Origin of the sequence: Arenimonas oryziterrae DSM 21050 = YC6267, assembly GCF_000420545.1 — a bacterium.
GTDB lineage: Bacteria > Pseudomonadota > Gammaproteobacteria > Xanthomonadales > Xanthomonadaceae > Arenimonas > Arenimonas oryziterrae.
In genome coordinates, this window is record NZ_ATVD01000007.1 from 22439 (window position 1) to 45757 (window position 23319).

The 23319-nt window shown below is 66.3% G+C and carries 19 protein-coding genes and 1 tRNA gene; 12 read left to right on the plus strand and 8 right to left on the minus strand.

What is annotated here, in order from left to right:
* Nucleotides 1–7 precede the first annotated feature (7 nt).
* Both G467_RS0114015 and G467_RS0114020 read right to left on the minus strand, forming a co-directional pair.
* A complete protein-coding gene (locus tag G467_RS0114015) occupies nucleotides 8–721 on the minus strand; it encodes an ABC transporter ATP-binding protein (RefSeq protein ID WP_022970367.1) in 714 nt (237 codons plus the stop codon).
* Between the two features lie 36 nt (nucleotides 722–757).
* The gene (locus tag G467_RS0114020; protein WP_022970368.1) at nucleotides 758–2026 is read right to left on the minus strand and encodes an efflux RND transporter periplasmic adaptor subunit; all 1269 of its coding nucleotides are present in this window, start codon (nucleotides 2024–2026) and stop codon (nucleotides 758–760) included.
* Nucleotides 2027–2243: 217 nt separating this feature from the next.
* On the opposite strand from G467_RS0114020, the gene glmS reads away from it, so the two are divergent.
* The 5 genes from glmS to G467_RS0114045 all read left to right on the plus strand — a co-directional run bounded on the left by glmS (nucleotide 2244) and on the right by G467_RS0114045 (nucleotide 8868).
* Nucleotides 2244–4070 (plus strand): glutamine--fructose-6-phosphate transaminase (isomerizing), encoded by a 1827-nt coding sequence (gene glmS / locus G467_RS0114025; RefSeq protein ID WP_022970369.1) that lies wholly within the window; start codon nucleotides 2244–2246, stop codon nucleotides 4068–4070.
* Between the two features lie 4 nt (nucleotides 4071–4074).
* The gene (locus G467_RS0114030; protein ID WP_022970370.1) at nucleotides 4075–4653 is read left to right on the plus strand and encodes an LOG family protein; all 579 of its coding nucleotides are present in this window, start codon (nucleotides 4075–4077) and stop codon (nucleotides 4651–4653) included.
* A gap of 26 nt (nucleotides 4654–4679) precedes the next feature.
* Entirely contained in the window at nucleotides 4680–5918 is a 1239-nt protein-coding gene (locus tag G467_RS0114035) for an ATP-binding protein (RefSeq protein WP_022970371.1), read from the plus strand.
* The gene (locus tag G467_RS0114040) at nucleotides 5915–6442 is read left to right on the plus strand and encodes a response regulator transcription factor (protein ID WP_022970372.1); all 528 of its coding nucleotides are present in this window, start codon (nucleotides 5915–5917) and stop codon (nucleotides 6440–6442) included. The genes G467_RS0114035 and G467_RS0114040 overlap by 4 nt, the downstream gene beginning before the upstream one ends.
* A gap of 122 nt (nucleotides 6443–6564) precedes the next feature.
* Nucleotides 6565–8868 carry a TonB-dependent receptor gene (locus G467_RS0114045; protein WP_022970373.1) on the plus strand — a complete coding sequence of 768 codons (2304 nt, stop codon included), beginning with the start codon at nucleotides 6565–6567 and terminating at the stop codon, nucleotides 8866–8868.
* A 28-nt stretch (nucleotides 8869–8896) separates the two neighbouring features.
* Here the strand turns inward: G467_RS0114045 and G467_RS0114050 are convergent, their stop codons facing one another.
* Together G467_RS0114050 and G467_RS0114055 are read right to left on the minus strand one after the other, a co-directional pair.
* Nucleotides 8897–9292 carry a TfoX/Sxy family protein gene (locus tag G467_RS0114050; protein ID WP_022970374.1) on the minus strand — a complete coding sequence of 132 codons (396 nt, stop codon included), beginning with the start codon at nucleotides 9290–9292 and terminating at the stop codon, nucleotides 8897–8899.
* Nucleotides 9289–9771 (minus strand): GAF domain-containing protein, encoded by a 483-nt coding sequence (locus G467_RS0114055; RefSeq protein ID WP_022970375.1) that lies wholly within the window; start codon nucleotides 9769–9771, stop codon nucleotides 9289–9291. The genes G467_RS0114050 and G467_RS0114055 overlap by 4 nt, the downstream gene beginning before the upstream one ends.
* 67 nt (nucleotides 9772–9838) lie before the next feature.
* On the opposite strand from G467_RS0114055, the gene G467_RS17005 reads away from it, so the two are divergent.
* The 4 genes from G467_RS17005 (at nucleotide 9839) to G467_RS17020 (ending at nucleotide 15537) form a co-directional block, all read left to right on the plus strand.
* Nucleotides 9839–10588 (plus strand): TMEM175 family protein, encoded by a 750-nt coding sequence (locus tag G467_RS17005; RefSeq protein WP_022970376.1) that lies wholly within the window; start codon nucleotides 9839–9841, stop codon nucleotides 10586–10588.
* On the plus strand, nucleotides 10585–11259 hold the full coding sequence (bioD, locus tag G467_RS17010; protein WP_022970377.1) for a dethiobiotin synthase: 675 nt from the start codon (nucleotides 10585–10587) through the stop codon (nucleotides 11257–11259). Before G467_RS17005 ends, bioD begins: the two co-directional genes overlap by 4 nt.
* A 201-nt stretch (nucleotides 11260–11460) precedes the next feature.
* Nucleotides 11461–12438, plus strand: a complete 978-nt coding sequence (locus tag G467_RS17015; RefSeq protein ID WP_051130494.1) for an efflux RND transporter periplasmic adaptor subunit — start codon at nucleotides 11461–11463, stop codon at nucleotides 12436–12438.
* A gap of 12 nt (nucleotides 12439–12450) precedes the next feature.
* Nucleotides 12451–15537, plus strand: a complete 3087-nt coding sequence (locus G467_RS17020) for an efflux RND transporter permease subunit (protein WP_022970379.1) — start codon at nucleotides 12451–12453, stop codon at nucleotides 15535–15537.
* Nucleotides 15538–15561: 24 nt separating this feature from the next.
* On the opposite strand, the gene queD is transcribed toward G467_RS17020, so the two are convergent.
* Both queD and G467_RS0114085 read right to left on the minus strand, forming a co-directional pair.
* Nucleotides 15562–15918: a 6-carboxytetrahydropterin synthase QueD gene (gene queD / locus G467_RS0114080; protein WP_022970380.1), complete on the minus strand. Its 357-nt coding sequence runs from the start codon at nucleotides 15916–15918 to the stop codon at nucleotides 15562–15564.
* Between the two features lie 123 nt (nucleotides 15919–16041).
* Nucleotides 16042–16118 (minus strand) — tRNA-Met (locus tag G467_RS0114085).
* Between the two features lie 135 nt (nucleotides 16119–16253).
* Between G467_RS0114085 and G467_RS0114090 the strand changes: the two genes are divergently transcribed.
* The 3 genes from G467_RS0114090 to bfr all read left to right on the plus strand — a co-directional run bounded on the left by G467_RS0114090 (nucleotide 16254) and on the right by bfr (nucleotide 17664).
* A complete protein-coding gene (locus G467_RS0114090; RefSeq protein ID WP_022970381.1) occupies nucleotides 16254–16820 on the plus strand; it encodes an RNA pyrophosphohydrolase in 567 nt (188 codons plus the stop codon).
* An 82-nt stretch (nucleotides 16821–16902) separates the two neighbouring features.
* Nucleotides 16903–17097 carry a (2Fe-2S)-binding protein gene (locus G467_RS0114095; protein ID WP_026802710.1) on the plus strand — a complete coding sequence of 65 codons (195 nt, stop codon included), beginning with the start codon at nucleotides 16903–16905 and terminating at the stop codon, nucleotides 17095–17097.
* Between the two features lie 96 nt (nucleotides 17098–17193).
* Nucleotides 17194–17664 carry a bacterioferritin gene (bfr, locus tag G467_RS0114100; RefSeq protein WP_022970382.1) on the plus strand — a complete coding sequence of 157 codons (471 nt, stop codon included), beginning with the start codon at nucleotides 17194–17196 and terminating at the stop codon, nucleotides 17662–17664.
* A gap of 72 nt (nucleotides 17665–17736) precedes the next feature.
* Here the strand turns inward: bfr and G467_RS17025 are convergent, their stop codons facing one another.
* The gene (locus tag G467_RS17025; protein ID WP_022970383.1) at nucleotides 17737–20379 is read right to left on the minus strand and encodes a hybrid sensor histidine kinase/response regulator; all 2643 of its coding nucleotides are present in this window, start codon (nucleotides 20377–20379) and stop codon (nucleotides 17737–17739) included.
* Nucleotides 20380–23235: an EAL domain-containing response regulator gene (locus G467_RS17685; protein WP_022970384.1), complete on the minus strand. Its 2856-nt coding sequence runs from the start codon at nucleotides 23233–23235 to the stop codon at nucleotides 20380–20382.
* Nucleotides 23236–23319: the final 84 nt, after the last annotated feature.

Sequence of the window (23319 nt, forward strand, 5' to 3'; positions counted from 1 at the left end):
GGACTCCTCAGACGGTCGCGGCGACGACGGCGGCGAGCGAGGCGTTGGCCTCGCGCAGCAGGTCCGAGACCTGGCCATCGATGATGTGCACGTTGCGCTGGGCGCGCGCGGCGAGTTCCGGATCGTGGGTCACCATCAGGATCGTGGTGCCCTGGCTGTTGATCTCCTCGAGCAGCTCCATGACGCCGCGCGCCATCTGCGTGTCGAGGTTGCCGGTCGGTTCGTCGGCGAGCAGCAGCTTGGGCGAGCCGGCGAGGGCGCGCGCGATCGCGACGCGCTGCTGCTGGCCACCGGACAGTTCGGCCGGGAAGTGCTTGGCGCGCGAGGCCAGGCCCACGCGACCGAGCGCATCCTCGATGCGCGTCTTGCGATCGGCGGCATTGAAGCCGCGATAGCGCAAGGGCACGTCGATGTTGTCGAACAGGTTCAGATCGGGGATCAGGTTGAAGCCCTGGAAAATGAAGCCGAGCTTCTCGTTGCGCAGCTTCGAGCGCGCGTTGTCGTCCATGCCCTTGACGTTGACGCCGTCGAGCAGGAACTCGCCGCCGGAGAACTCCTCGAGCAGGCCAGCGATGTTCAGGAACGTGGTCTTGCCCGAGCCGGACGGACCGGTCACCGCGACGAACTCGCCTTCCTTGACGTGGATATCGAAGCCGCGCAAGGCGTGCGTCTCGATCATGTGGGTGCGGTAGACCTTGCTGAGATTGGTCATGCGAAGCATGGGGAGGCTCCTGGCGTGCTCGTTGGTTGAAAGGGATCAGTCGTTGACGGAAACGCGTTCGGCGTTGTCGAAGGCATCGGTGCCGGCGATCACCACGCGGTCGCCGACCTTCAAGCCCTGAAGGATTTCGACGGCGCTCACGCTGGTCGCGCCCAGTTGTACGGGGCGGCGCACGGCGATGCTGCCGTCCATGACGTAGACGAAGCGGCCGCCTTCGTTCTCGACGAACGGACCACGCGGCAGCATCAGCACGTTGGGCTTTTCCTCGATGAGGATGCGCGCGCTGACGCGCTGGTTCTGGCGCAGGCCGGCTGGCTGCGCGCCGTTGAAGCGAACGCGCGCAAGCACCTGGTTCTTGACCACTTCCGGGGAAATCGCCGAGAGCTTGCCGGTCGCGTTGATCGCGCCGATGCTCACTTCCGCCGACAGGCCCAGGCCCAGATCGTCGGCGTAGCTTTCCGGGATCTCCAGTTCCACTTCCAGGCGCGAGAGATCGACCACGGTCATCAACGGCGCATTCACCGGCACCACGGCGCGGTCGGCGACCGACAGCGTGCCGATGACGCCGTCGACCGGTGCGCGCACAGTGAGTTCGTCGACGCGGCGCTGGATGTTGGCCACCACCAGGCGCTGGCGCTGCAGCTGGCTGAGTTTGGTCTTGAGTTCGAGGCCGACGTCCTGGCTTTCCAGGCCCGAGGCCTGCGCGGCCTGCTTGCTGCGGATTTCCGCGCTCTTCATCGCGTCCTGCGCGCGCAGGAATTCCACTTCGGCGATCGCGCCGGCCTTGTAGCCCTTTTCGGTGCGCTGCAGGATGCGCTGCGCGCCGACCCGCGCCACTTCGGCTTCGTCGGCGTCGCGGCGGGCGATCAGTTCCTGCTTCTGGGCGAGGATGCGTTGGCGTGCGACTTCGGCTTCGAGCTGTTCGAGGCTGGACTGTTCGCGCGCGAGCTCATTGCTCAGTTCGGGCGAATCGAGCACCGCGAGCACATCGTTCTTGTTGACGGTGTCGCCGGCATGGATCTTGAGGGTGACCGTGCTCACGGCCGGTGCGTACAGGGTGGGACTGACGGCGGCGACGACGCGGCCGTTGACCGAGGCATCGCGCACCAGGGTGCCGCGGCTCACGTCGGCAATGCGCAGGCGCGCGCCGTCGATGGAGCGGGAGCTGCCGCTGCGCGCGGCCACGAGCGAACCGATCAGCGCCACGACGACGACGATCGCAGCGATCCATCCCAGGCGGCGCTTGCCCGACGATCCGGGGGGCGGGCTCAGAACTTGGTCTTGGGCGGAGGTGTCGCGGATCATGGGGGTTCTCGTTCGTGGACAGGAACGATTCAGCAGGAATTGTGCCAACAGGCATCGCATTGAATTTCAAGGATATTTACGGGTCGCAGAACGTGTCCGGCGTGTCCGCCCGGCGTCCGCCGGCCGGGCGGCGGACGCCGCCTTCGCGGCCGCAAAGCGTCGGCCGGAGGTGTTTTTCAAATGCGCTAAAATCACGCTTTGCCAGCGAAGGTGATCTATGTGCGGAATCGTCGGGGCGATCGCCCAGCGGGATGTGGTTCCTTTCCTGGTCGATGGTCTCAAGCGTCTGGAATATCGCGGCTACGATTCCGCCGGACTGGCGGTGCTGACCGATGAACTGCGTCGCGTGCGCCGCACCGGTCGCGTGGCCGAGATGGAAAGCGCCGCGCAAAGCGAAGGTCTCGCCGGCCTGCTCGGCATCGGCCACACGCGCTGGGCCACGCATGGCGGCGTCACCGAAGGCAATGCGCACCCGCACATCAGCGATGGCGAGCTCGCGATCGTGCACAACGGCATCATCGAGAACCACGAAGAGCAACGCGCGCGCCTGCGCGAACTCGGCTACACCTTTGAGTCGCAGACCGACACCGAAGTCATCGCCCATCTGATCCAGCACTACCTCAAGACCGAGGGCGACCTGCTGCTCGCGACCCAGCGCGCTGTGCGCGAACTGATCGGCGCGTACGCGATCGCCGTGGTCAGCAAGCGCGATCCGGACCGGTTCATCGCCGCGCGCATGGGTTGTCCGCTGCTGGTCGGCCTGGGCGAGAACGAGAATTTCGTCGCCTCCGACGTGTCCGCGGTGATTTCGGCAACGCGTCGCGTGATCTTCCTCGAAGAGGGCGACGTTGCGGAAATCCGCCGTGATGGCGTGCGCGTGTTCGATGGTGCGGGCGCCCGCATCGAGCGCGAGGTGCATGTGTCCGACGTGTCGCTCGCATCGATGGAGCTGGGCCCGTACAGCCATTTTATGCAGAAAGAGATCCACGAGCAGCCGCGCGCCCTGGCCGACACGATCGAGCCGGTGATCGCCGAAGGCTTCTCGCCGGTGCTGTTCGGACCGGAAGCCGCGACGCGCCTGCGCGACATCGACGGCGTGCAGATCCTCGCCTGCGGCACCAGCTACTACGCCGGGCTCACCGCGCGCTACTGGATCGAGGCGATCGCCGGCCTGCCCTGCAGCGTCGAGATCGCCAGCGAATACCGCTATCGCGCCGCGGTCGCCAATCCGCGCCATCTGATCGTGACGATCTCGCAGTCGGGCGAAACCCTGGACACGATGGAGGCGCTCAAATACGCCAAGTCGCTCGGGCACGAGCACACGCTGTCGATCTGCAATGTGCAGGAAAGCGCCATTCCGCGCGCCAGCCGCATGGTGTTCTACACGCGTGCCGGCGCCGAAATCGGTGTCGCGTCGACCAAGGCGTTCACCACGCAGCTGATCGCCCTGTTCGCGCTGACCGGCACGCTGGCGAAACTGCACGGTCGCCTGGACGCAGCGAAAGAGGCCGAGCTGCTCGACGCCCTGCGTCGCCTGCCCGGCAGCGTGCAGCACGCGCTCAACCTCGAGCCGCAGATCAACCTGTGGGCGGAGAAGTTCGCGCCCAAGCAGCACGCGCTGTTCCTGGGCCGCGGCCTGCACTATCCGATCGCGCTCGAGGGTGCGCTCAAGCTCAAGGAAATCTCCTATATCCACGCCGAGGCCTATCCGGCCGGCGAGCTCAAGCACGGCCCGCTGGCTCTGGTCGATGCGCAAATGCCCGTCGTGGTCATCGCACCCAACGACACGCTGCTGGAAAAAGTGAAGTCGAACATGCAGGAAGTACGTGCGCGTGGCGGCGAGTTGTTCGTGTTCGCCGATGCCGATAGCCATTTCCTGGAGTCGGAAGGTGTGCATGTCATCCGCACGCCGCGTCATGTCGGCCTGCTCAGCCCGGTGGTGCACGCCATCCCGGTGCAGTTGCTCGCCTACCACACGGCGCTCAAGCGCGGCACCGATGTCGACAAGCCACGCAATCTCGCCAAATCCGTGACGGTGGAATAAGCCGATGCGTCTGTGTGTTTACGCCGCGTCGAGTGCGCAGGTTGCGCCGGAATTCCATGCCTCCGCCTTCGCGCTCGGCCAGGCGATCGCCGCCGACGGTCATTCCCTCGTCTACGGCGGCGGTTCGCAGGGCTTGATGGGCGCGGTCGCGGACGGCGCTCTGTCCCGCCAGGGCGAAGTCATCGGCATCCTGCCGCGGTTCATGGCCGATCTCGAATGGGGTCACCCCGGCCTGACCCAGCTCGAACTGGTCGAGGACATGCGCGAGCGCAAGCACAAGCTGCTGACCGGATCGGACGCCGTCATCGCCTTGCCCGGCGGTTGCGGCACCCTCGAGGAATTGTTCGAGGCGCTGACGCTCAAGCGCCTGGGCATCTATTTCAATCCGATCGTGTTGCTCAACACGCGCAATTTCTACGCGCCGCTGCAGGGCTTCATGGAACAGGTGATCGCCGAGAAGTTCATGAACACCGAGCATGCCGCAATGTGGTCGCTGGTCGACGACGTGGCCCAGGTGCTGCCGGTGATTCGTGCCACGCCCCGCTGGCGCGAGGACGCGCGCGACTACGCGGTCGTGCGCTGAGCACGCGAACCGCTGCCAAGGCGCCCGTGCGCGACGCGCTCGCCGAGTTAGAAACCACGCTGGCGTGGCTGCGCTGGTGCGCCATCGCGGCGCAGGCGGTCACTCTGCTGTCGGCGCGCTATGTGCTGCATATGCATCTCGACTACGCGCCCTTGTGGAGCGCCGTGGCCGTGTTGGCGCTGTTCAATGCGGTGCTGTTCCGGCGCTTGCCGCAGGCTGCCGCCGGCGACGGGCGGATCATGCTCGGGCTGGCGCTCGACTTGGGGGTGCTCGCCTGGCTGTTGTACTGGACCGGCGGTGCGGCGAATCCTTTTGTGTCTCTGTTCCTGTTGCCGATCGCGCTGACGGCGACGGTGCTGCCCGCGAGCCGGGTCATTGTGCTGGCGGTGCTCGCCGCGGTCGCCTATGGCGTGCTCATGGTGCACGCCAAGCCCCTGCCTTCGCTGCCTGGCGCGAATGCGATGTCCTTGCACCTGATGGGCATGTGGGTGAACTTTCTGCTGTCGCTGGTGCTGCTTACCGCCTTCGCGCTGCGTCTGGCTGCGCGCGTGGCGGCGCAGCGGCGCACGCTGGCGGCGATGCGCGAACGCGATGCGCGCGAGCGCACCCTGCTCAGTCTCGCCGTGCAGGCGGCCGGGACCGCGCACGAGATCAACACGCCGCTCGCGACCATGGCGACCCTGGTCGACGAATTGCGCCAGGTGCGACCCGACGACCGCACGCTTGCCGAAGACCTGACCTTGCTGGCGCAACAGATCGAACATTGCCGGCGTTCGGTGCAGGCCCTGGGCGCGAGTGCCCGCGGCGAACCCGCCGAGCGCCTCGCCGTCGCGAGTTGGCTGCGACAGCTGGTTTCGCGCTGGAAGATCGTGCGGCCGCAGGCGCGGGTGCGCTTCGCGGGCATCGAGGAACTTGGCGATCTGTCGCTGCTGCCGGACATCAGCCTGTCGCAGGCGGTGCTGAACCTGCTCGACAACGCGCTGGACGCGTCCCTGCAATCCGGGCGAGAGGACATCGAGCTGCGCGTGGATTCGCGCGCCGGCGATCTCGAGCTGCGCGTTCGCGATCACGGCCCCGGATTTTCTGGCGCGCCCACGCCCGGTGCCAGCGGCAAGCCGGCCGGGTTGGGCCTGGGTCTGCTGTTGTCGAACACCAGTCTGGAATCGCTCGGCGGCAGCCTGCAGCTCTGGCCGGTGCCCGACGGCGGCACCGAGGCGGTGCTGCATGTGCCGCGCAGTGCCCTGTCGCTGCGGGACACCGCATGAACCTGCCGCGCCTGCTGCTGATCGACGACGACGAAAGTTTCCGTCGCGTGCTGGCGCGCGCCCTGTCGCGCCGAGGGTATGCCGTCGTCGAGGCTGGCGACGGTGCATCGGCGCTGGTCGCGGCGACACAGGCTTTCGACGGTGTGATCGTCGATCTGCGCCTGGGCGAGGAAAGCGGTTTGCATCTGCTCGCCGATCTGCGCGCGCGGCAGCCGCAGGCGCGCATCCTGTTGCTGACCGGGTACGCGAGCATCGCCACGGCGGTCGAAGCGATCAAGCGCGGCGCCGACGACTACCTGCCCAAGCCTGCGCAGGTCGACGAGATTCTCGCCGCGCTGTTCGCCACGGCCGCGCCGGCGCCGATTCCCGCGACGCCGGTGCATCCGCGCCGTCTGGAATGGGAACACCTGCAGCGCGTGCTGGCCGAGCATGCCGGCAACGTCTCCGCCGCCGCGCGCGCCCTGGGCCTGCATCGGCGCAGCCTGCAGCGCAAGCTCGGCAAGAAGCCGCACGGCGAGCGCTGACCGCGGGCGCGAGTCCGGGCCTGCGACACTGTGTCGCATTCCGCGCGGCCACCAGCCCCGGGACAATGACCTCCTGATCCTTCCCTTCCGCTGATCCGGCACCGCCCGGGTTTGGAGCTGTCGTGTCCCGCTGCCGCCTTTTCCTCAGTCTGGCCGCCGCGCTCGCCGCGTGTCCGGGCGCGGTGCGCGCGACGCCGATCACCGACGCCGCGAGCGCGACCACGGGCAGCGCCGCCGCCGATGCCACGCTCGGCACGGTCACCGTGCTCGGCACGCGCCCCACATCGCTGCCCACGCAGATTCCGACGACGATGGAAGGTATCCTCGGCGAGGACGTCGAGCGCAAGATCAATGCGACCGATGCCGAAGACGCGCTGAAGTATTTCCCCAGCCTGCTCGTGCGCAAGCGCTACATCGGCGACTATGACCATGCCGTGCTCGCCACGCGCGCGTCGGGTACCGGCAACAGCGCGCGTTCGCTCGTGTATGCGGACGGCATCCTGCTGTCGAACCTGCTCGGCAACGGCGCCAGTTTCACGCCGCGCTGGGGACTGGTGTCGCCCGAAGAGATCGAGCGCGTCGACGTGCTCTACGGTCCGTTCTCGGCCGCCTACGCCGGCAATTCGGTCGGTGCGGTGGTCGACTACGTGACGCGCATGCCCGACCGGTTCGAGGCGCACGCCAAAGCCGGCTATTCCGTCGAACGCTTCAAGCTCTACCGGACGAGCGACTCCTATCCGGCGAAGACGGCGAGTGTCTCGATCGGCGATCGCTGGGGCGACTTTTCTGCCTGGCTCTCCCTCCATCGCCTCGACAGCGACGGCCATCCGATCGGCTTTGCGAACGTGCTGACCAGTAGCGGCAGTGCCGGCGCAGGCACCCCGGTCGATGGCGCGGTGCCCGGCAACAATCCCCGCCAGCAACCTTGGCTCCTGCTCGGCGCGACGAGCCGCACGCAGACCGTCCAGGATTACGCCAAGCTCAAGCTCGCCTACGATTTCACCGACGACCTGCGCCTGAGCTATGTGTTCGCGCGCTGGAAGAACGAGGTGCAGCGCGATTCTCAGACCTATCTGCACGATGCTGCGGGCCTGCCCGTCTACAGCGGCAACGTGCAGATCGATGGCCGCAGTTACGCCGTGCCGGCTACGGCGATTTCGCTGCAGCGCGCCGAGCTCGAGCATCGCATCCACGGGTTGTCGCTCAAGCGCAGCACCGGCGGCCTCTGGGACTACGCGATCAGCGCCAGCCGCTACGACTACGTGACCGACCGTATCCGTTCGCCCCTGGGCGCGCGACCGCAGGCGGACGCGGGCGGTGCCGGTCGTATCGCCGACAGCGGCGGCACCGGATGGAATACCGCGGCGGTCGCCGTCACCTGGCGACCGACCCCGGCGCATGTGCTCGAGCTGGGTTTGCAGGACGACCGGTACACGCTGAAAACGACTGTCTACAACACCGGCGACTGGATCCATGGCCGGGGCGAGTCGCGCTTTTCTGCGTTTGCCGGCGAAACCGAACTGCGCAGTCTGTACGTCCAGGACACCTGGCGCGGATCGACGCGCTGGACCAGCACCCTGGGTCTGCGTTCGGAGCAGTGGACGGCCCGCAACGGTCTGTTGGCCAACGCGAACACGCTACTGGGCTTGCCCGGCCGCCGCGATCGTGCGCTGTCGCCGAAAGCCGCGCTGGCCTTCGCGCTGACGCCGGATTGGACGGTACGCGGATCCCTCGGGCGGGCGCTGCGTTTTCCGACGGTCAGCGAGCTCTACCAGGGGTCGATTGCCACGAACGTCATCGTCAACAACGACCCGAGCCTGAAGCCGGAGCGTTCGCTCACGTCCGAGCTGTCCGTGCTGCACACGACGGTGCGCGGCAACTGGCGCGCCACGGTGTTCCACGAACGCACGCGCGATGCCTTGTATTCGCAGACCAAGGTCACGCTGACACCGAACATCACCTCGATCCAGAACGTCGATGCGATTCGCACGCTCGGCGTCGAATGGGCCGGCAACTGGTTCGATGTCGGCCTCGACGGCCTCGAGATCAATGCCAGTCTGACCTTCGCCGATTCAGTGCTCCGCGAGAACGCGGGTTTTCCGGCCAGCGTCGGCAAGTGGCAGCCGCGTGTGCCGCGCTGGCGCGCGAATCTGCTGGCGACTTATCCCTGGGGCACGAAGTGGAGCCTCACGGCCGGCGCGCGCTACAGCGGCAAGCAGTTCAACACGCTCGACAATAGCGACGTCCACAGCGATGCCTATACCGGCACCAGCCCGTTCCTCGTCGTGGACCTGCGCGCGAAATACACCTACGACGCGCACTGGAGCGCGGCCTTGGGCGTGGACAACCTGGGCAATCGCACCTATTGGAATTTCCATCCGTACAACCAGCGCACCTGGTCGGCGGAGCTGCGCTGGGATTTCTGACCGGCGACGCGGCGCCGATGGGGCGAGGTCAGTCGCTGTCGTGCGAACCGCTGGGATCGTCGAAGCCGAAATTCTGTTCGGGCATCGCGCCCTCGTCGGGATCGCTCTGCATATGCGTGGTGGTGACCGCGCCGGCGGCGGGCTGAACCTTGCCGCGACCCTTGGGCAATTTGGCGATTTCCAACTCGGCGGCGGCAATGAGTGCGGTGCGGCGCTCTTCCGGAATTTCCTGCCAGTGGCAGTCGAGGATCGCGCCTTCGAGCGCGTACAGCAGATTCAGGCTGGGCTTGAAGCCGGCGCGCTTGATGCGCACGAACGCCGGCAACGAGCCGGCGGCGGTGAGATCGGCCAGGGTGCGGATGCCGGTCTGGCGCAGCCAGGCCATGCTCTTGGGGCCGATATTGCGCAGCTTCTCGGTGCTCACGTCAGCGACTCCAGGAAAATCGTGGCGAGGGTTTCCAGCCCGGTCTGGTCTTCGTCGTCGAAGCGGTCGAGTTCGGGGCTGTCGAGATCGAACACGCCGACCAATTGCTCGCCGCGGTACAGGGGCACGACCAGTTCCGACCGTGAGGCCGAGTCGCAGGGAATATGTCCGGGAAACGCTTCGACGTCGGGAACGCGCTGCGTCTGCCGGCTCGCGGCGGCGGTGCCGCAGACGCCGCGACCCAGGGCGATGCGCACGCAGGCCGGCTGGCCCTGGAACGGTCCGACGACCAGCTCGGCGCCATCCCAGAAATAGAAACCGACCCAGTTCAGCGCGGGCAGTGCGTGGTACACGAGCGCCGACAGGTTGGCGGCGTTGGCGATGCGATCGCGTTCGCCGTGCAGCAGGCCGCGCGCCTGCTCGGCGAGTTGGCGGTATTGCTCGGACTTGCTGCCGGTGAGGCTGGCGTTGGCGAACATCGGGGGCACTCGCAACGGGGATGGCAAGTGTAGCAGCGCCCGCCCTGTGGCCTGCTAAAGTCCCGCCATGACCCAGACCCCGCTGGCCGACCTGCCGACGATGAAGGATGGCTTCCGCGAACGCGGCGCCCAGGTCACGCGCCTGGAAGCCTTCGTCGACGCGGCTTTCGCGTTCGCGTTGAGCCTGCTGGTCATTTCGGCGAACGAGGTACCCAAGAACATTCCGGAACTGGTGCTGGCGATGCGCGGCATTCCGGCCTTTGCCGGCTGCTTTCTGCAGATCGCGCTGTTCTGGCATGCGCATGTGCGCTGGAGCCGGCGTTACGGACTCGACGATGGCCGCAGTACGTTGCTCAGTCTGCTGCTGGTGTTCCTGGTGTTGATCTACGTGCATCCGCTGCGCTTGTTGTTCGGCACCTTCTTCGCGTGGATGACGCGCGGATGGCTGCCGTGGCCGATCACCGGGTTCCAGAGCTTCGCCGAGCTCGGCACGATGTTCATGGTGTACGCGGTGGCGTTCGGCACGATGTCCCTGGTACTCGCCGCGCTGTATTCCTATGCCTTGCGTCAGCGCCGGGAACTGGGCCTGAGCGTGGAAGAAGCCGCGCAGACCGCCGCGGAAGTGGCGAGCTGGCGCTGGTCGGCGGCCGTGGCGACGCTGTCTTTTGTCCTGGCGATGATGATGCCGGTACACCCGGCGGCATGGTTCGCGGCCCTGCCTGGCATGATCTATTTCCTGATGAATTTCGCGTGGGTCGTGCGCAAGCGCGCCGCCGCCCGGGCACGCCTTCGTTTTGGCGACGAGGCGACGGCATGAGCGCGCGCGGCCTGTTCGTCACCGGCACCGATACCGATGCGGGCAAGACCGTGGTCAGCACGGCCCTGCTGCACGCGCTGCGTGCGCGCGGGCAGCGCGCGATCGGCATGAAGCCGGTCGCCAGCGGTTGCCGCTGGAGCGAAGCGGGCTGGCGCAACGACGATGCGCTGGCCTTGCAGGCGGCAAGCGAGCCCGGTTGCGACTACGCCTTGGTCAATCCCTATGCCTTGCCCGAGGCGACCGCACCGCAAATCGCCGCCGCGCGTGCGGGTGTGACGCTCGAACTCGCGCCGATGCTCGCCGCGTATCGCCAGCTGGCCGAGCGCGCCGATACCGTGCTGGTCGAAGGCGTCGGCGGCTGGCTGGCGCCGCTGTCGGAAAGCATCGACCAGGGGGATCTGGTGGCCGCCCTGCAATTGCAGGTGATCCTCGTGGTCGATCTGCGGCTGGGCTGCATCAACCATGCGCGCCTGAGCGAACGCGCGATCCGCAGCGACGGCCACACGCTCGTCGGCTGGATCGGCAACAGCACGCAGGCACAACTGGATTTCGCCGACGCGTATTTCGAGGCGCTGAGCGCCAATCTCTCGACGCCCTGCCTGGGCCGCCTGCCGCATGCACCGGGCACTTCGCCCAATGTGTTCGCGAAACAACTGCCGATGGCATTTTGAAGTCGGGACTTCCGGCAGGGGAAGTCGGGGGTTCGAATTAGCTAAACTGGCCGGTATAGTAATCGCCCGCTTCTTTTCGTCCCGCGTCGAGGTCTTCGCATGCGCCGGCTCCTGATTCCGCTTCTTCCCTCCCTGGTCCTGTTGCTCTCGGCGTGCGGCTCGTCTGCGCCGGAAGGGGCGGGGGGACCTCCCGGCGGCGGCATGCCGCCCACGCAGGTCGAAACGGCGAAGGTCGAAGCGCGCGCGCTGCCCAGCCAGTTCGAAACCGTCGGCAGCCTGCGCGCCGACGAATCCGCGGTAATCCGTCCGGAAATCGCCGGCAAGATCGAACGCATCGGTTTCACCGAAGGGCAGCGCGTGAGCGCGGGCTCGCTGTTGTTCAGCCTGGATGCGGCGCTGACCCAGGCCGATCTCAACGAAGCCAATGCCAACCTCGAGAACAGCCGCCGTGCGAACACGCGCGCGAACGAACTCGCTGGCAAGCAGCTCGTCGCCCGAGCCGATGTCGACCAGACACGCGCGTCGCTCGGCGTCGACCAGGCCCGTGCCGCCTCGGCGCGTACGCGACTGGAAAAGACCCAGATCCGCGCGCCGTTCGACGGCGTCGTCGGTCTGCGCGAAGTCAGTGTCGGCGACTACGTCACCGCCGGCCAGGCGCTGGTGGATCTGGTGCGCATGGACCCGATGGAAGTGGATTTCCGCGTGCCGGAAGTGCAGCTGGGCAAGATGAAAGTCGGGCAGGCGGTGAATCTCTCCGTCGATGCCTATCCGGGTGAAACCTTCGCAGGCGAAGTCGTCGCGATCGCGCCGACGATCGATGCCGCCGGCCGCAGCGCCTCGCTGCGCGCGCGCGTGGCCAATGCCGATCTTAAGCTGCGCCCGGGTCTGTTCGCGCGCGTGCAGGTCGTATTCGGCACCAATGCCAAAGCCTTGATGGTGCCCGAGCAGGCGATCTGGCCGAACGGCGAACAGAAGATGGTGTTCGTCGTCGTCGACGGCATCGCCAAGCTCGTGCCGGTCACGCTGGGCGCGCGTCAGCCGGGCTGGGTGGAAATCGTCGAAGGCCTGAAAGCCGGCGACGAAGTGATCACCTCCGGCCAGCAGAAAATCGGCGATGGCGCCAAGGTGGCGACGGCCGCCGCACCACCGGCTCCCGCCGCCGCACCTGCCGCGCACTAAGGACGGCCGCCCATGGTTCTCTCCGATCTTTCCATCCGTCGCCCGGTGCTGGCGACGGTATTGAATCTGGTGGTGCTGCTGGTCGGATTCATCTGCTACACGCGCCTGCCGGTGCGTCTGATTCCGAATGTGGACGTGCCGGTGGTGACGGTCGCGACCGGTTATCCGGGCGCGAACGCGCAGGTCATCGAATCTCAGATCACCAAGCCCATCGAGGACGCGCTCTCGGGCATCGAGGGTATCGACTACATCCAGTCGGTGAGCCGCGCCGAGTCGAGCCAGGTGACGGTGCGCTTCAATCTCAACCGCGATGCCGACGCCGCGGCGTCGGACGTGCGCGATCGCGTCGCCCAGGCACGCGGCGCCTTGCCGGACGAGGCCGACGAGCCGATCGTGCAGAAGCAGGAAGCCGATGCGCAGCCGATCATCTACCTCGCCTTCTCGTCCGACCGCCATTCGCTGATCGAGATCGCCGATTTCGCCACGCGCATCGTCAAGGATCGCGTGCAGACGATTCCCGGCGTGGCGCAGGCGCAGGTGTACGGCAACCGTTACGCGATGCGCGTGTGGCTCGATCCCGAGCGCCTGGCCGGCGCGGGCCTGACCACGACGGATGTCGAAACGGCCCTGCGGGCACAGAACATCGAGATCCCCGCCGGTCGCGTCGAAAGCGAGCAGCGCGAGTTCACCGTGCTCTCGGAAACCGATCTGAAAACGCCCGAGCAATTCGCAGCAATCGTGCTCAAGGACGCCAACGGCTATCTCGTGCGCCTGGGCGATGTCGCCAAAGTCGAGCTCGGTGCCGACTCCTCGCGCTTCCGTGCCCGCTACAACGGCATCAACGCGATTCCACTGGGCGTGGTGAAGCAGGCGGTCGCCAATCCGCTGGATATTTCCGCGGCGCTGAAAAAGATGCTGCCGGAAATCACCCGTACCCTGCCCGAGGGCATGAAGGTCGAGATTGCCTACGACACCACGATCTTCATCCAGAAATCAATCGACGAGGTCTACAAGACGGTCGGCGAGGCGGTGTTGCTGGTGGTGCTGGTGATCTTCCTGTTCCTGCGCAGCTGGCGCGCAGTGCTGATCCCGATCGTCACGATTCCCGTGTCCCTGATCGGCGCGTTCGCGTTGATGTACCTGTTCGGCTTCACGATCAACACCTTGTCGCTGCTGGCGATGGTGCTGGCGATCGGTTTGGTCGTCGACGATGCGATCGTCATGCTGGAAAACATTTATCGCCATGTCGAAGAGGGCATGACGCCGTTCAAGGCCGCGCTTAAGGGCAGCAAGGAGATCGGTTTTGCCATCGTCGCGATGACGCTGACGCTGACGGCGGTGTACATGCCGTTCGTGTTTTCGACCGGCCGCACGGGCAAGCTGTTCATCGAGTTCGCGCTGACGCTCGCGGGCGCCGTGCTGGTGTCGGGCTTCACCGCGCTGACGCTGTCGCCGATGATGGGCTCGAAGCTGCTGCGCCACGAAACGCAGCATGGCAAGTTCTTCGAGTTCGGCGAGCGCGTGCTGATCGGGCTCGACAATGGCTATCGCCGCCTGCTCAAGGGTGCGCTTTCCCTGCGCTGGTTCGTGGTGGGCTTGGCGCTGGTGTTGTTCCTGGGCATCTTCGGCCTGAAGTTGATGTTGCCGACCGAATTGGCGCCGGAAGAAGACCAGGGCCTGGTGATCGGCTTTGCCTCGGCGCCGGAAGGCTCGACGATCGATTACACCGACCGCTACGGCAAGCAGATGGAAAGCATCCTGATGAAGGTGCCGGAGAAGGACCGCGTCTTCGAGATCGTCGGTTTCAACGGCGTGACCTCGGCGATCGGTTTCGTCGGTCTGAAGGACTGGTCCGAACGCGATCGCAGTGCCAAGGATGTCGCCGGCAGCTTGTTCCCGCAGTTCATGGGCATTACCGGTCTGAATGCGTTCCCGGTCACGCCGCCGCCGCTGGGTCAGGGTGGTTTTGGTCAGCCGGTGAGTTTCATCGTGCAGACCACGGGCACCTGGGAGGACCTGGATGCGGTGGTCAAGAAGCTGCTGGCGAAGATGGCGGAGAATCCGCAGCTCACCACGCCCGATTCCGATCTCAAGCTCGACAAGCCGCAGCTGCGCGTGGAGGTCAATCGCGACAAGATCGCCGCAGTCGGCAGCAGCGTGACCACGGTAGGTCGCACGCTGGAGACGATGCTCGGTGGCCGCAGCGTGACACGCTTCAAGCGTGGATCGGAGCAGTACGACGTCATCGTGCAGGTCGCCGACGACGCGCGCCGCACGCCGCAAAGCCTGGGCAATATGTTCGTACGCGCCAGCGATGGGTCGATGGTGCAGATCGACAATCTGGCGTCGGTGACCGAAACGGTCGCGGCGAAGGAGCTCAATCACTTCAACAAGCTGCGCGCGGCGACGATCAGCGCCGGTTTGGCTCCGGGCTATTCACAGGCCGAAGCACTGAAGTGGATGGAAAAGGCGCTGCAGGAATCGGCGCCGGGCACGCTCTACGATCTCAGCGGGCAGTCGCGTGAGTTCCGCGAGTCGTCCAGCGATTTCACCATCATGCTGGTGCTGGCGCTGGCCTTCATCTATCTGGTGCTGGCGGCGCAGTTCGAAAGCTTCGTCGATCCGGCGGTGATCCTGGTGTCGGTGCCGCTGGCGGTGTTCGGCGCGTTCGCCTGTCTGGTGCTGCTGAATTTCGGTGCGGGTTTCGGGCTGTGGCATATCACCGGGTCGTGGAATATCTACACGCAGATCGGTGTGGTCACCCTGGTCGGCCTGGTGTCCAAGCACGGCATCCTGATCGTGGAGTTCTCCAATCAGCTGCAGGAGCAGGGCCGTGCCAAATTCGATGCGGTCGTCGAAGCGGCGACGCTGCGCCTGCGCCCGATCCTGATGACGACCGGTGCGATGGTGCTGGGTTCGATTCCGCTCGCGATCGCTTCGGGCGCCGGTGCGGAAGCGCGGCATCAGATCGGTTGGGTGATCGTCGGCGGCATGAGTTTCGGCACGATGATGACGCTGTTCGTGGTGCCGGTGGTGTATCTGCTCATCGCGCGCAATCACGGGGCGGTGGCACCGGCGCGGGCCTTGCCCGCGCATTGACGCCGGCGCGGCGTCTGATTCGTCTCAGGCGCCGCGGTAACGACAGCCGGACGTGCAGGTCTCGTGCACGATCACTTCGCTCAAGGCCGGCAGCGCCGGCTTGAGGCGGTCCCAGATCCAGATCGCGAGCATCTCGCTGGTCGGATTTTCCAGGCCGGGAATGTCGTTGAGGTAGTGGTGGTCGAGCTGGTCGTAGATCGGCTGGAAGATCTTCTTCACGTCGCCGAAATCCATGATCCAGCCCGAGCGCGCATCCGGCACGCCGCCGACTTGCAGTTCGATCGCGAACGAATGGCCATGCAGGCGCGCGCATTTGTGTCCGGCCGGGACATTCGGCAGGCGATGCGCCGCTTCGATGCGGAAGATCTTGAAGATATCCATGGCGGTTCCGGTCGGACGGGCGGCTTCCCACGATACCCGCCTGCCCGGCGAATGACCGGATTTCCGGGCAAGAAAAAACCCGCAGCGGGCGGGCTTTCGGGACGCGAGAGAGCGGATTTCGAATGGTGGCTATAGGTGGACTCGAACCACCGACCTCGGCATTATGAGTGCCACGCTCTAACCGGCTGAGCTACATAGCCACGCTGTTCCCGCCAAATTCTGCGGGGCCGCAAATTTTCCCTGTAAGCGCCCACCCTGTCAACGGAATTCGCCGCGCTTGTCCGCAGCCGCGCTCGTGTGGCAGGCTTGATCGCAGTGAATTTGGAGTCCGTTTCGTGATCGATCCGGACGGTTACCGCCCCAATGTGGGCATCGTGCTCATGCGCACGGATGGTCGGTTGTTCTGGGCCCGCAGGGTGAACCGGGACGGCTGGCAGTTTCCGCAAGGCGGCATGAACACCGATGAGACCCCGCTCGAGGCGATGTACCGAGAGTTGCGCGAGGAAACCGGACTGTTGCCCGGGCACGTCGAAGTGCTGGGGTCGACCCCCGGCTGGCTGCGTTATCGCCTGCCGCGACGCTGCGTGCGCCGGGGTAGCCGGCCGACCTGCATCGGCCAGAAGCAGGTCTGGTTCCTGCTGCGCCTGACCGGCGAAGAAACCGACCTGTGCCTGGATCTGACCGACAAGCCCGAGTTCGACGCCTGGCGTTGGGTCGATTTCTGGTATCCGGTCGAGAATGTCGTGCAGTTCAAGCGCGAGGTCTATATCCGCGCGCTACATCATTTGTCCGATTTTGCGCGCACGATCGCCGGAGAAGAGGCCGTTCCGACGCAGAATCTGCAAATCGGACCGGACCACTCCGAGCGCCCGCGCAACCGTCCCCTGCGTTCGGCGGGCTGAGGCGGGGCGGCCAGGCCGCCCGAGTGTTGACATTGATTCTCATTTGAGATGAAATGCGAACCGTTCTCATCCGAGGCCGGCCATGTACGTCTGCATCTGCCACGCTGTCACCGATCGCGAAATCCGCCGTGCGGCGGACGAGGGTTGCCGTGATCTGCACGAGCTGACCATGCGGACCGGCTGTGGCGCGACCTGTGGTTCCTGCCGCGAACAGGCCGCGGACATCCTCGCCGAAGCCAAACCGCTCGAGCTTGCGGTTTTTTCCGCGGCCGCCTGAGCCCGCGTCGCACACGCGGAAATACAAGCGATTGTCGTTTCGCCAGCTCCCAACGGGCTGCGCTAGAGTGCCTCCCGTCCGCAATGGAGCACGACAATGAAAGGCGACGCGAAGGTCATCGAATTCCTCAACAAGTGCCTGTACAACGAGTTGATCGCGATCAACCAGTACTTCCTGCATGCCAAGATGTACAAGAACTGGGGCCTGAAGGAACTCGCCGAGCATGAGTGGAAGGAATCGATCGACGAGATGAAGCACGCCGATCGCCTGATCGAGCGCATCCTGTTCCTCGACGGTCTGCCCAACCTGCAGAATCTCGGCAAGCTGCTCATCGGCGAATCGCCGAAAGAAGCGCTCGAATGCGATCTCAAGCTCGAATACCTCGCCGTGCCCGACCTCAAGGCGGCGATCGCGCATAGCGAGCAGGTGGCCGACTATGTGTCGCGCGATCTGTTCGCGTCGATCCTGGATTCGGAAGAAGAGCACATCGACTGGTTGGAAACGCAGCTGGGCCTGATCGCGCGTTTGGGCGAGCCGGCGTACCTGCAGACCAAGATCGGCGATTGATCGGTCGCTGATCGACGACCACATGAAAAACCCGGCTTCGTGCCGGGTTTTTCTTTGCGCATGCCGCGGCTGCTAGCCGGGCGGTTTGAACAGCGCCTGCAAGGCCGTCCGCGCGCGCTGGAATTCCGTCTCCAACATGAGCACGGCCACCGTCGCACGCGGCAAGGCACCCGTGCGCGCGCCCAACTCGATGCGCTTGGCGGCGGCCGACAGGGCCAGGGCGCCGAGGTTGGCACTCGAGGATTTCAGCGTGTGCGCGGGGGCGACGAGGCCGGCGATATCGTTGGTCGCCGCGGCAGTTTCCAGTTGCTGGATGTGATTGGGCGCGTCTTCCAGGAACAGTTTGACCAGGCCCAGGTATTCCTGGCCCATGATCGTTTTGAGCTCGTCGAGCACTTCCATCGCCAGCACGGGCGGCGGCGGTGCCGGAGCTTCGGCGGCGGGCGGCGGGGCCGCCGCGGGCATCGGGGTGGCGACGCGGGCCGGTGCCGGCGCCTGTCCTGGCGGCGTCGCCCGGGCCGGGAACGGCTGGATGGGCGGCATCGCGGTTGCGGGTTCGGGCAGGGGCGGCGAGGGCAGCGGGCGACGGACCGGTGCCGGCGGTGTCGCTTCCGGCGCGGCGGGCAGCGGCTGCGGCGCGGCCACCGGACGTGCAACCACGGGGGCGGGGGGGGCGGCGGGCGCGGGTGCGACCCGCGCGGTCGCCGGTGCCGCGGCAGCCGGCGCAGGGGTCGCTACCGGACCGGGTGCGGCAGCAACCGGCGCCACCGGTGCCGCAGATTTCGCCGGCGCCACCAGGGCGGCGGGCGACTTCAGCAGCCAGCGCGCAAGCGAGGATTCCAGCAAGCGGCGATCCACCGGTTTGGAGAGATAGTCGTCCATGCCCGAGTCCAGGCACTTCTGCCGGTCTCCGGCCATCGCATTGGCGGTCATCGCGATGATCGGCAGGCGCGGCAACTTGTGTGCGGCTTCATGCTGGCGCCACTCGCGCGCGGCGCTGTAGCCGTCCTTGACCGGCATCTGGCAATCCATGAGCACCAGATCCAGGTGCCCGGCATTCATGCGCTCGAGTGCTTTTTCGCCGTTGTCGGCGGTTTCGCAGGACAGGCCGAGCATGCCGATAAGCCGCTGTGCGACCATTTGATTGACCGGATTGTCCTCCACCAGCAAGACACGGCCGCGCAGCTTCGGCGCCGGTGCGGGGTCGCTGGGTTCGCGCGGGGCCGGTTCCGGCGGTGGCGCGGGCGCCGGTTCGGGTTCGGGGTGATGGATGACCACGGGCGCGGACAGAAAATTATTCACCGCCGTGCGGAATTCCACATTGCCGATCGCACGCGGCAGCATAAGCGCATGACCGCCGGCCGCGAGTTCCGGTGCGGCCGGCTCGCTGCCTTGCAGATAGATCACGCGCAAATCTTCGAGCTCGGGCGTGCGGCGCAGATTGCGGTGCAGGGCGATCGCCGTCGCGCGCACGCTTTGCAGATCAACGATCAGCAGATCGAACGCCCAGTTGTTGCCGCGGGTGATCGCGGTGCGCAGTTGCGTCAGGGCGTCCTGGGTCGCTTCGGATTCCGTCAGCTGCGCACCCCAGTCCGGCATCGCCTTCTGCAGGCGCTGGCGCACGGCGGCATCGTTGCTCAGTAGCAGGATGCGCGCGCCATTGAGGTCGGCGCGCTGGTTCTGGATGTCACCCGAGGCCTTGAGCAGCGGAATCTCGAACCAGAAGATCGAACCGCGCCCGGGTTCGGAGTCGACACCCATCGTGCCGCCCATCAGATCGACGATGCGCTTGCAGATCACCAGGCCCAGGCCGGTGCCGCCGTACAGGCGCGTCGTCGACGCATCGGCCTGGCTGAAGGCGCGGAACAGATTCTGCGCATTCTGGCGGGCGATGCCGATACCGGTGTCGCGCACTTCGAAGCGCAGTTCGTGCTGCGTGCGCGTTTCGCCCTTGCGGGTGATCTGCAGGCTGACCGCGCCGCGCTCGGTGAATTTCACCGCGTTGCTGATCAGGTTGGTAAGAATCTGGCGCAGACGCACCGGATCGCCGCGCACCGGAAGACGCACGGCGGCATCGATCTGCAAGCTCAGGCGCAGGCCCTTGGCTTCGGCCGGCTTCTCCATCAGGCGAATCACCGAATCGATCAGTTCGCGCAGATTGAAGCTGGTCGATTCGAGCTGGAGCTTGTTCGCTTCGAGCTTGGAATAGTCGAGGATGTCGTCGACGATGCGCAGCATCTGCCGTGCCGAGGTATAGGCCGTGCGCAGGATGTCGTGCTGGTCCGGCGGCAGACGCGAAGCCATCAGCAGGTCGAGCATCGGGATGATGCCGTTGAGCGGCGTGCGGATTTCGTGGCTCATGGTGGCGAGGAATTCGCCCTTGGCCATCATCGCCGACTCCGCCGCCTGCTTGGCCTCAGTCAGCTCGCGCTCGAGCTGGCGATGGATTTCCAGCTCCTGCTGCAGCGCGCTGACCTCGCGTTTCTGTTCGCCCTGTTCGTGGCTGTATTCATCCAGCGCACGGTTGCGCAGATGAAACGCGCGCCACAGTCCGGCGATGCCGGCCGCAGCCAGCAGGGCCGCGATGAGCGCGCAGGTCGCCCACAGAGGATTGTCCTTGAAGTGCGCGAACGCCGCGGCCGTCGCCGCTCCGCCGGCACCGGCGATCGCCAGCCAGCGCACGAGCAGGGCGTCGTTGGGCTTGAAGCGATTCATTCAAAGCACCGCCTGGTTGAAATCGAAGTCCAGGTCCTGGTTGGCCTGTTGCACGAGATTGCCCTGGATGAAATCGATGCCGCTCATCCACAGCGTCGCCGCCGATTGCGCGTCCTCGACGCCGTGCCCGATCACTTCCAGGCCCCGGCGGTGCGCGCGCGCGATCAAGGTCTTGAGTTCGTCGCGCAGTTGCGAAGTCAGGGTGCCGGAAGTGTATTTGCGTGCCAGCTTTACGAAGCCCAGCGGCAGCTGTTCAAGCAGGCCCTCGGCGTCGGTGCCGGCCTCGTACTGGCTCAGGCAGAACTGCACGCCGTCGGCGACCATCGCATCGCAGAACTGGCGCACGGTCGCGGCATGCACGGCGGCGTCTTCCAGGCGAAGTTCGATGACCAGGGACGTGCCCGGAACGTCATGCGCGGTCAGCTCGGTCTTCAGCCACGTCGCCTGTGCGGGATCGGCGAGCGTCAGCGGCGATTGCGTGACGAACAGGCGCAGCGACCGGCCTTCCGAACGCCGGTCGCGGATCAGCGCCAGCGCCTGCATGGTCACCCAGCGGTCGATGTCGACGATGAAGTCGGCGCGTTCGGCCATCGGGATCACTTCTGCCGCCGACAACAGGCGGCCCTGGCTGTCGCGCATGCGCAGCAGCACCTGGAACTGCGAGTCGTCGCTGCCGGCCACCGCAACCACCGGCTGGTAGAGCAGCTCGAGGTGGTGATGGCTGACCGCTTCGCGAATCTGCGCGAGCAATGCCGCTTCGCGCGACGCTTCCGACGACTTCGGCGGTTCGTAACGGCGCACACCGCGTTCGTGCGTACGCGCTTCGCGTGCAACCTTTTCCACCGCATTCAGCAGCGCCGTCGTCTCGGTGAAACCATGGCGCAAGGCGCAGACGCCGACCGACACGCGCAGGCGCAGCGGATGGCCCTGGGCCTGGAACGGATGTTGGACGAGCACGCCGCGCAACTGCGCGGCCAGCGTATCGAGCGCCGCATCGTCGCGTTGCGCGTCGTAGACGAGGTAACTGCCGTCACCGAAGCGCGCCACGCCGGCATCGCCGGCGGTGCCGGTAACCAGGCGACTGGCGTCGGACATCAGTTGTTCGAGCGCGGTCAGGCCCATGCGCTCGCGCAGCAGGCTCAGGCTCTCGATTTCCAGGAACAGCACGCCGCCGCTGCGTTGCGTCTCCGAGCGGGCGAGGCGTTCGGCGATCGTCTCCAGCAGTTCCGCGCGCTCGATCAGGCCCGTGCCCGGATCCTTGCCGTTGCTGCGCTTGCTGCGACGGGTTTCCAGCGCGCGATGCCGGCGTACGCGGTTCTGCACGGCGGAAATCAGGTGGCGTGGCCGGATCGGCTTGGCCAGGAAGTCGTCGCCGCCAGCATCGATCGCATCGAACTGGCGGTCTTCGTCGCTTTCGCCCGACAAGAACACGATCGGCGTGTGCATGAACGATTCCTGCTCGCGGATCAGCGCGGTCAGCTCGATGCCGTTGGCGCCGGGCATATTCAGGTCCATCAGCACGAGATCGGGTTGGAACTGTTCGAGCGTCGGCATCACGCCCAAGGCGTCGAGCACGACCTGGGTGTCCATGCCGGCATTGCGCAGGATGCCTTCCGCGAACAGCGCCTGGCTGCGGTCGTCTTCGACGATCAGCACACGATAGGGCACTTCGCGCTCGGGATCGACCAGGGCCTGCAGGCGCCGGATCACGTCGTTGACGCTGTCGGGTCCGATGATCAGCGCATCGACGCCGGCGCGCCGCGCCGACAGCCGCAGGCTGACATCGTCGGCGTCGCTGATCGCCGCCAGCAGCAATCGTTTGTTGGTGCGTTGACGCGTCTGCCGCACGATCTCGCCGATGTCCTCGAGCAGCATGTTGAACTCGGCATCGATGAGCACCACATCGGCCGGCAGCGCGCCGAGCAGTTCGCCAAGTTCCTCGATGTCCTCGAGCAACTCGACTTCCACGCCCTGCGCTTCCAAGCGCTGGTCGAGTTCGAGCGACAGCGGTCCGTGATTGGTGAGGTGATACAGGCGCAATCCCGAAGCGAGCGCCGCGCGCGCAGGTTCGGCGGCGGGTGGCGCGTTGGTCGGAATCGGTGCCGCTACCGGTGCCGGAGCCGGCGTAGGCGCGGATCGGGCCGCCGCGACTACAGGCGCAGGGGCTGCGGGGGCACGCGCCACGGCAGGCGCGGGAGCCGGCGCGGGCGTCGGGCGCGCGGGCGCCGCGAAGGCCGGCGTGATCGCGAGCGGCTGCACGGTGAAATCGCCGGAGAAGGCCTCGTCGGTCAGCACGATGCCGTCGAGACTGTCGTCGTGACCGTTCGCGCCGGGGTCGACGTGGTGCCCCGGATCGGGACTGATTTTTCCGCTGGCCGCGCTGTCGGAATAGGCGCCGGGCGCCGGTTCGGCCTCGAACTTTGGCGCAGCCGCGTCTTCGCCCCAGCGACGCCACCAGCTCAAGGGCGGCGATTCGGCGCGATCGGAATTGCCCAGCTGGCGCGGGGCGGTATCGCGCACCGGTTCGGGCGCGCGCGGCACGACGGCGACGAGATGTTCGGTGAGGTTCCACAGACGCTCGCCGACGGTCGGGTCGGGCAGGGTTTCCAGCGACAGGGTTTCGTCGAGCAGATCGGCGAGGCCAACGAGATGCTCGCCCGCTTCGGCGAAACCGTGCCGGGCACTGACATCGCCCAGGCGCCGCGCGTCGGCATGGATCAGCGCCAGGCCGTTGATGTCCCAGCCCGATTGCAGGAAACGCTGCAATCGGCGCGCGATCACCTCCACGCGTCGTGGCAGATGACGCTGGAAGGCAAGTCGCAGTTCGGCGAGTTGGGACTCGTCGTCAAGATTCATCGCGTGGCCCCCTGTGGCCAAGGATTATGCCCCCTGCGTCAAGCGGCTGTCAGGGTGCCATCGGTCCCGGTGGTTACCGGCACA

What these genes read in the sequence shown, in the direction of transcription:
- queD (WP_022970380.1), bottom strand. Translation starts at nt 15,918, where the DNA reads ATGGATATCTTCAAGATCTTCCGCATCGAAGCGGCGCATCGCCTGCCG.
- bfr (WP_022970382.1), top strand. Translation starts at nt 17,194, where the DNA reads ATGAAAGGCGACGCGAAGGTCATCGAATTCCTCAACAAGTGCCTGTAC.
- G467_RS0114020 (WP_022970368.1), bottom strand. Translation starts at nt 2,026, where the DNA reads ATGATCCGCGACACCTCCGCCCAAGACCAAGTTCTGAGCCCGCCCCCC.
- G467_RS17685 (WP_022970384.1), bottom strand. Translation starts at nt 23,235, where the DNA reads ATGAATCTTGACGACGAGTCCCAACTCGCCGAACTGCGACTTGCCTTC.
- G467_RS0114055 (WP_022970375.1), bottom strand. Translation starts at nt 9,771, where the DNA reads ATGTTCGCCAACGCCAGCCTCACCGGCAGCAAGTCCGAGCAATACCGC.
- glmS (WP_022970369.1), top strand. Translation starts at nt 2,244, where the DNA reads ATGTGCGGAATCGTCGGGGCGATCGCCCAGCGGGATGTGGTTCCTTTC.
- G467_RS17020 (WP_022970379.1), top strand. Translation starts at nt 12,451, where the DNA reads ATGGTTCTCTCCGATCTTTCCATCCGTCGCCCGGTGCTGGCGACGGTA.
- G467_RS17025 (WP_022970383.1), bottom strand. Translation starts at nt 20,379, where the DNA reads ATGAATCGCTTCAAGCCCAACGACGCCCTGCTCGTGCGCTGGCTGGCG.
- G467_RS0114015 (WP_022970367.1), bottom strand. Translation starts at nt 721, where the DNA reads ATGCTTCGCATGACCAATCTCAGCAAGGTCTACCGCACCCACATGATC.
- G467_RS17015 (WP_051130494.1), top strand. Translation starts at nt 11,461, where the DNA reads ATGCCGCCCACGCAGGTCGAAACGGCGAAGGTCGAAGCGCGCGCGCTG.
- G467_RS17005 (WP_022970376.1), top strand. Translation starts at nt 9,839, where the DNA reads ATGACCCAGACCCCGCTGGCCGACCTGCCGACGATGAAGGATGGCTTC.
- bioD (WP_022970377.1), top strand. Translation starts at nt 10,585, where the DNA reads ATGAGCGCGCGCGGCCTGTTCGTCACCGGCACCGATACCGATGCGGGC.
- G467_RS0114095 (WP_026802710.1), top strand. Translation starts at nt 16,903, where the DNA reads ATGTACGTCTGCATCTGCCACGCTGTCACCGATCGCGAAATCCGCCGT.
- G467_RS0114030 (WP_022970370.1), top strand. Translation starts at nt 4,075, where the DNA reads ATGCGTCTGTGTGTTTACGCCGCGTCGAGTGCGCAGGTTGCGCCGGAA.
- G467_RS0114040 (WP_022970372.1), top strand. Translation starts at nt 5,915, where the DNA reads ATGAACCTGCCGCGCCTGCTGCTGATCGACGACGACGAAAGTTTCCGT.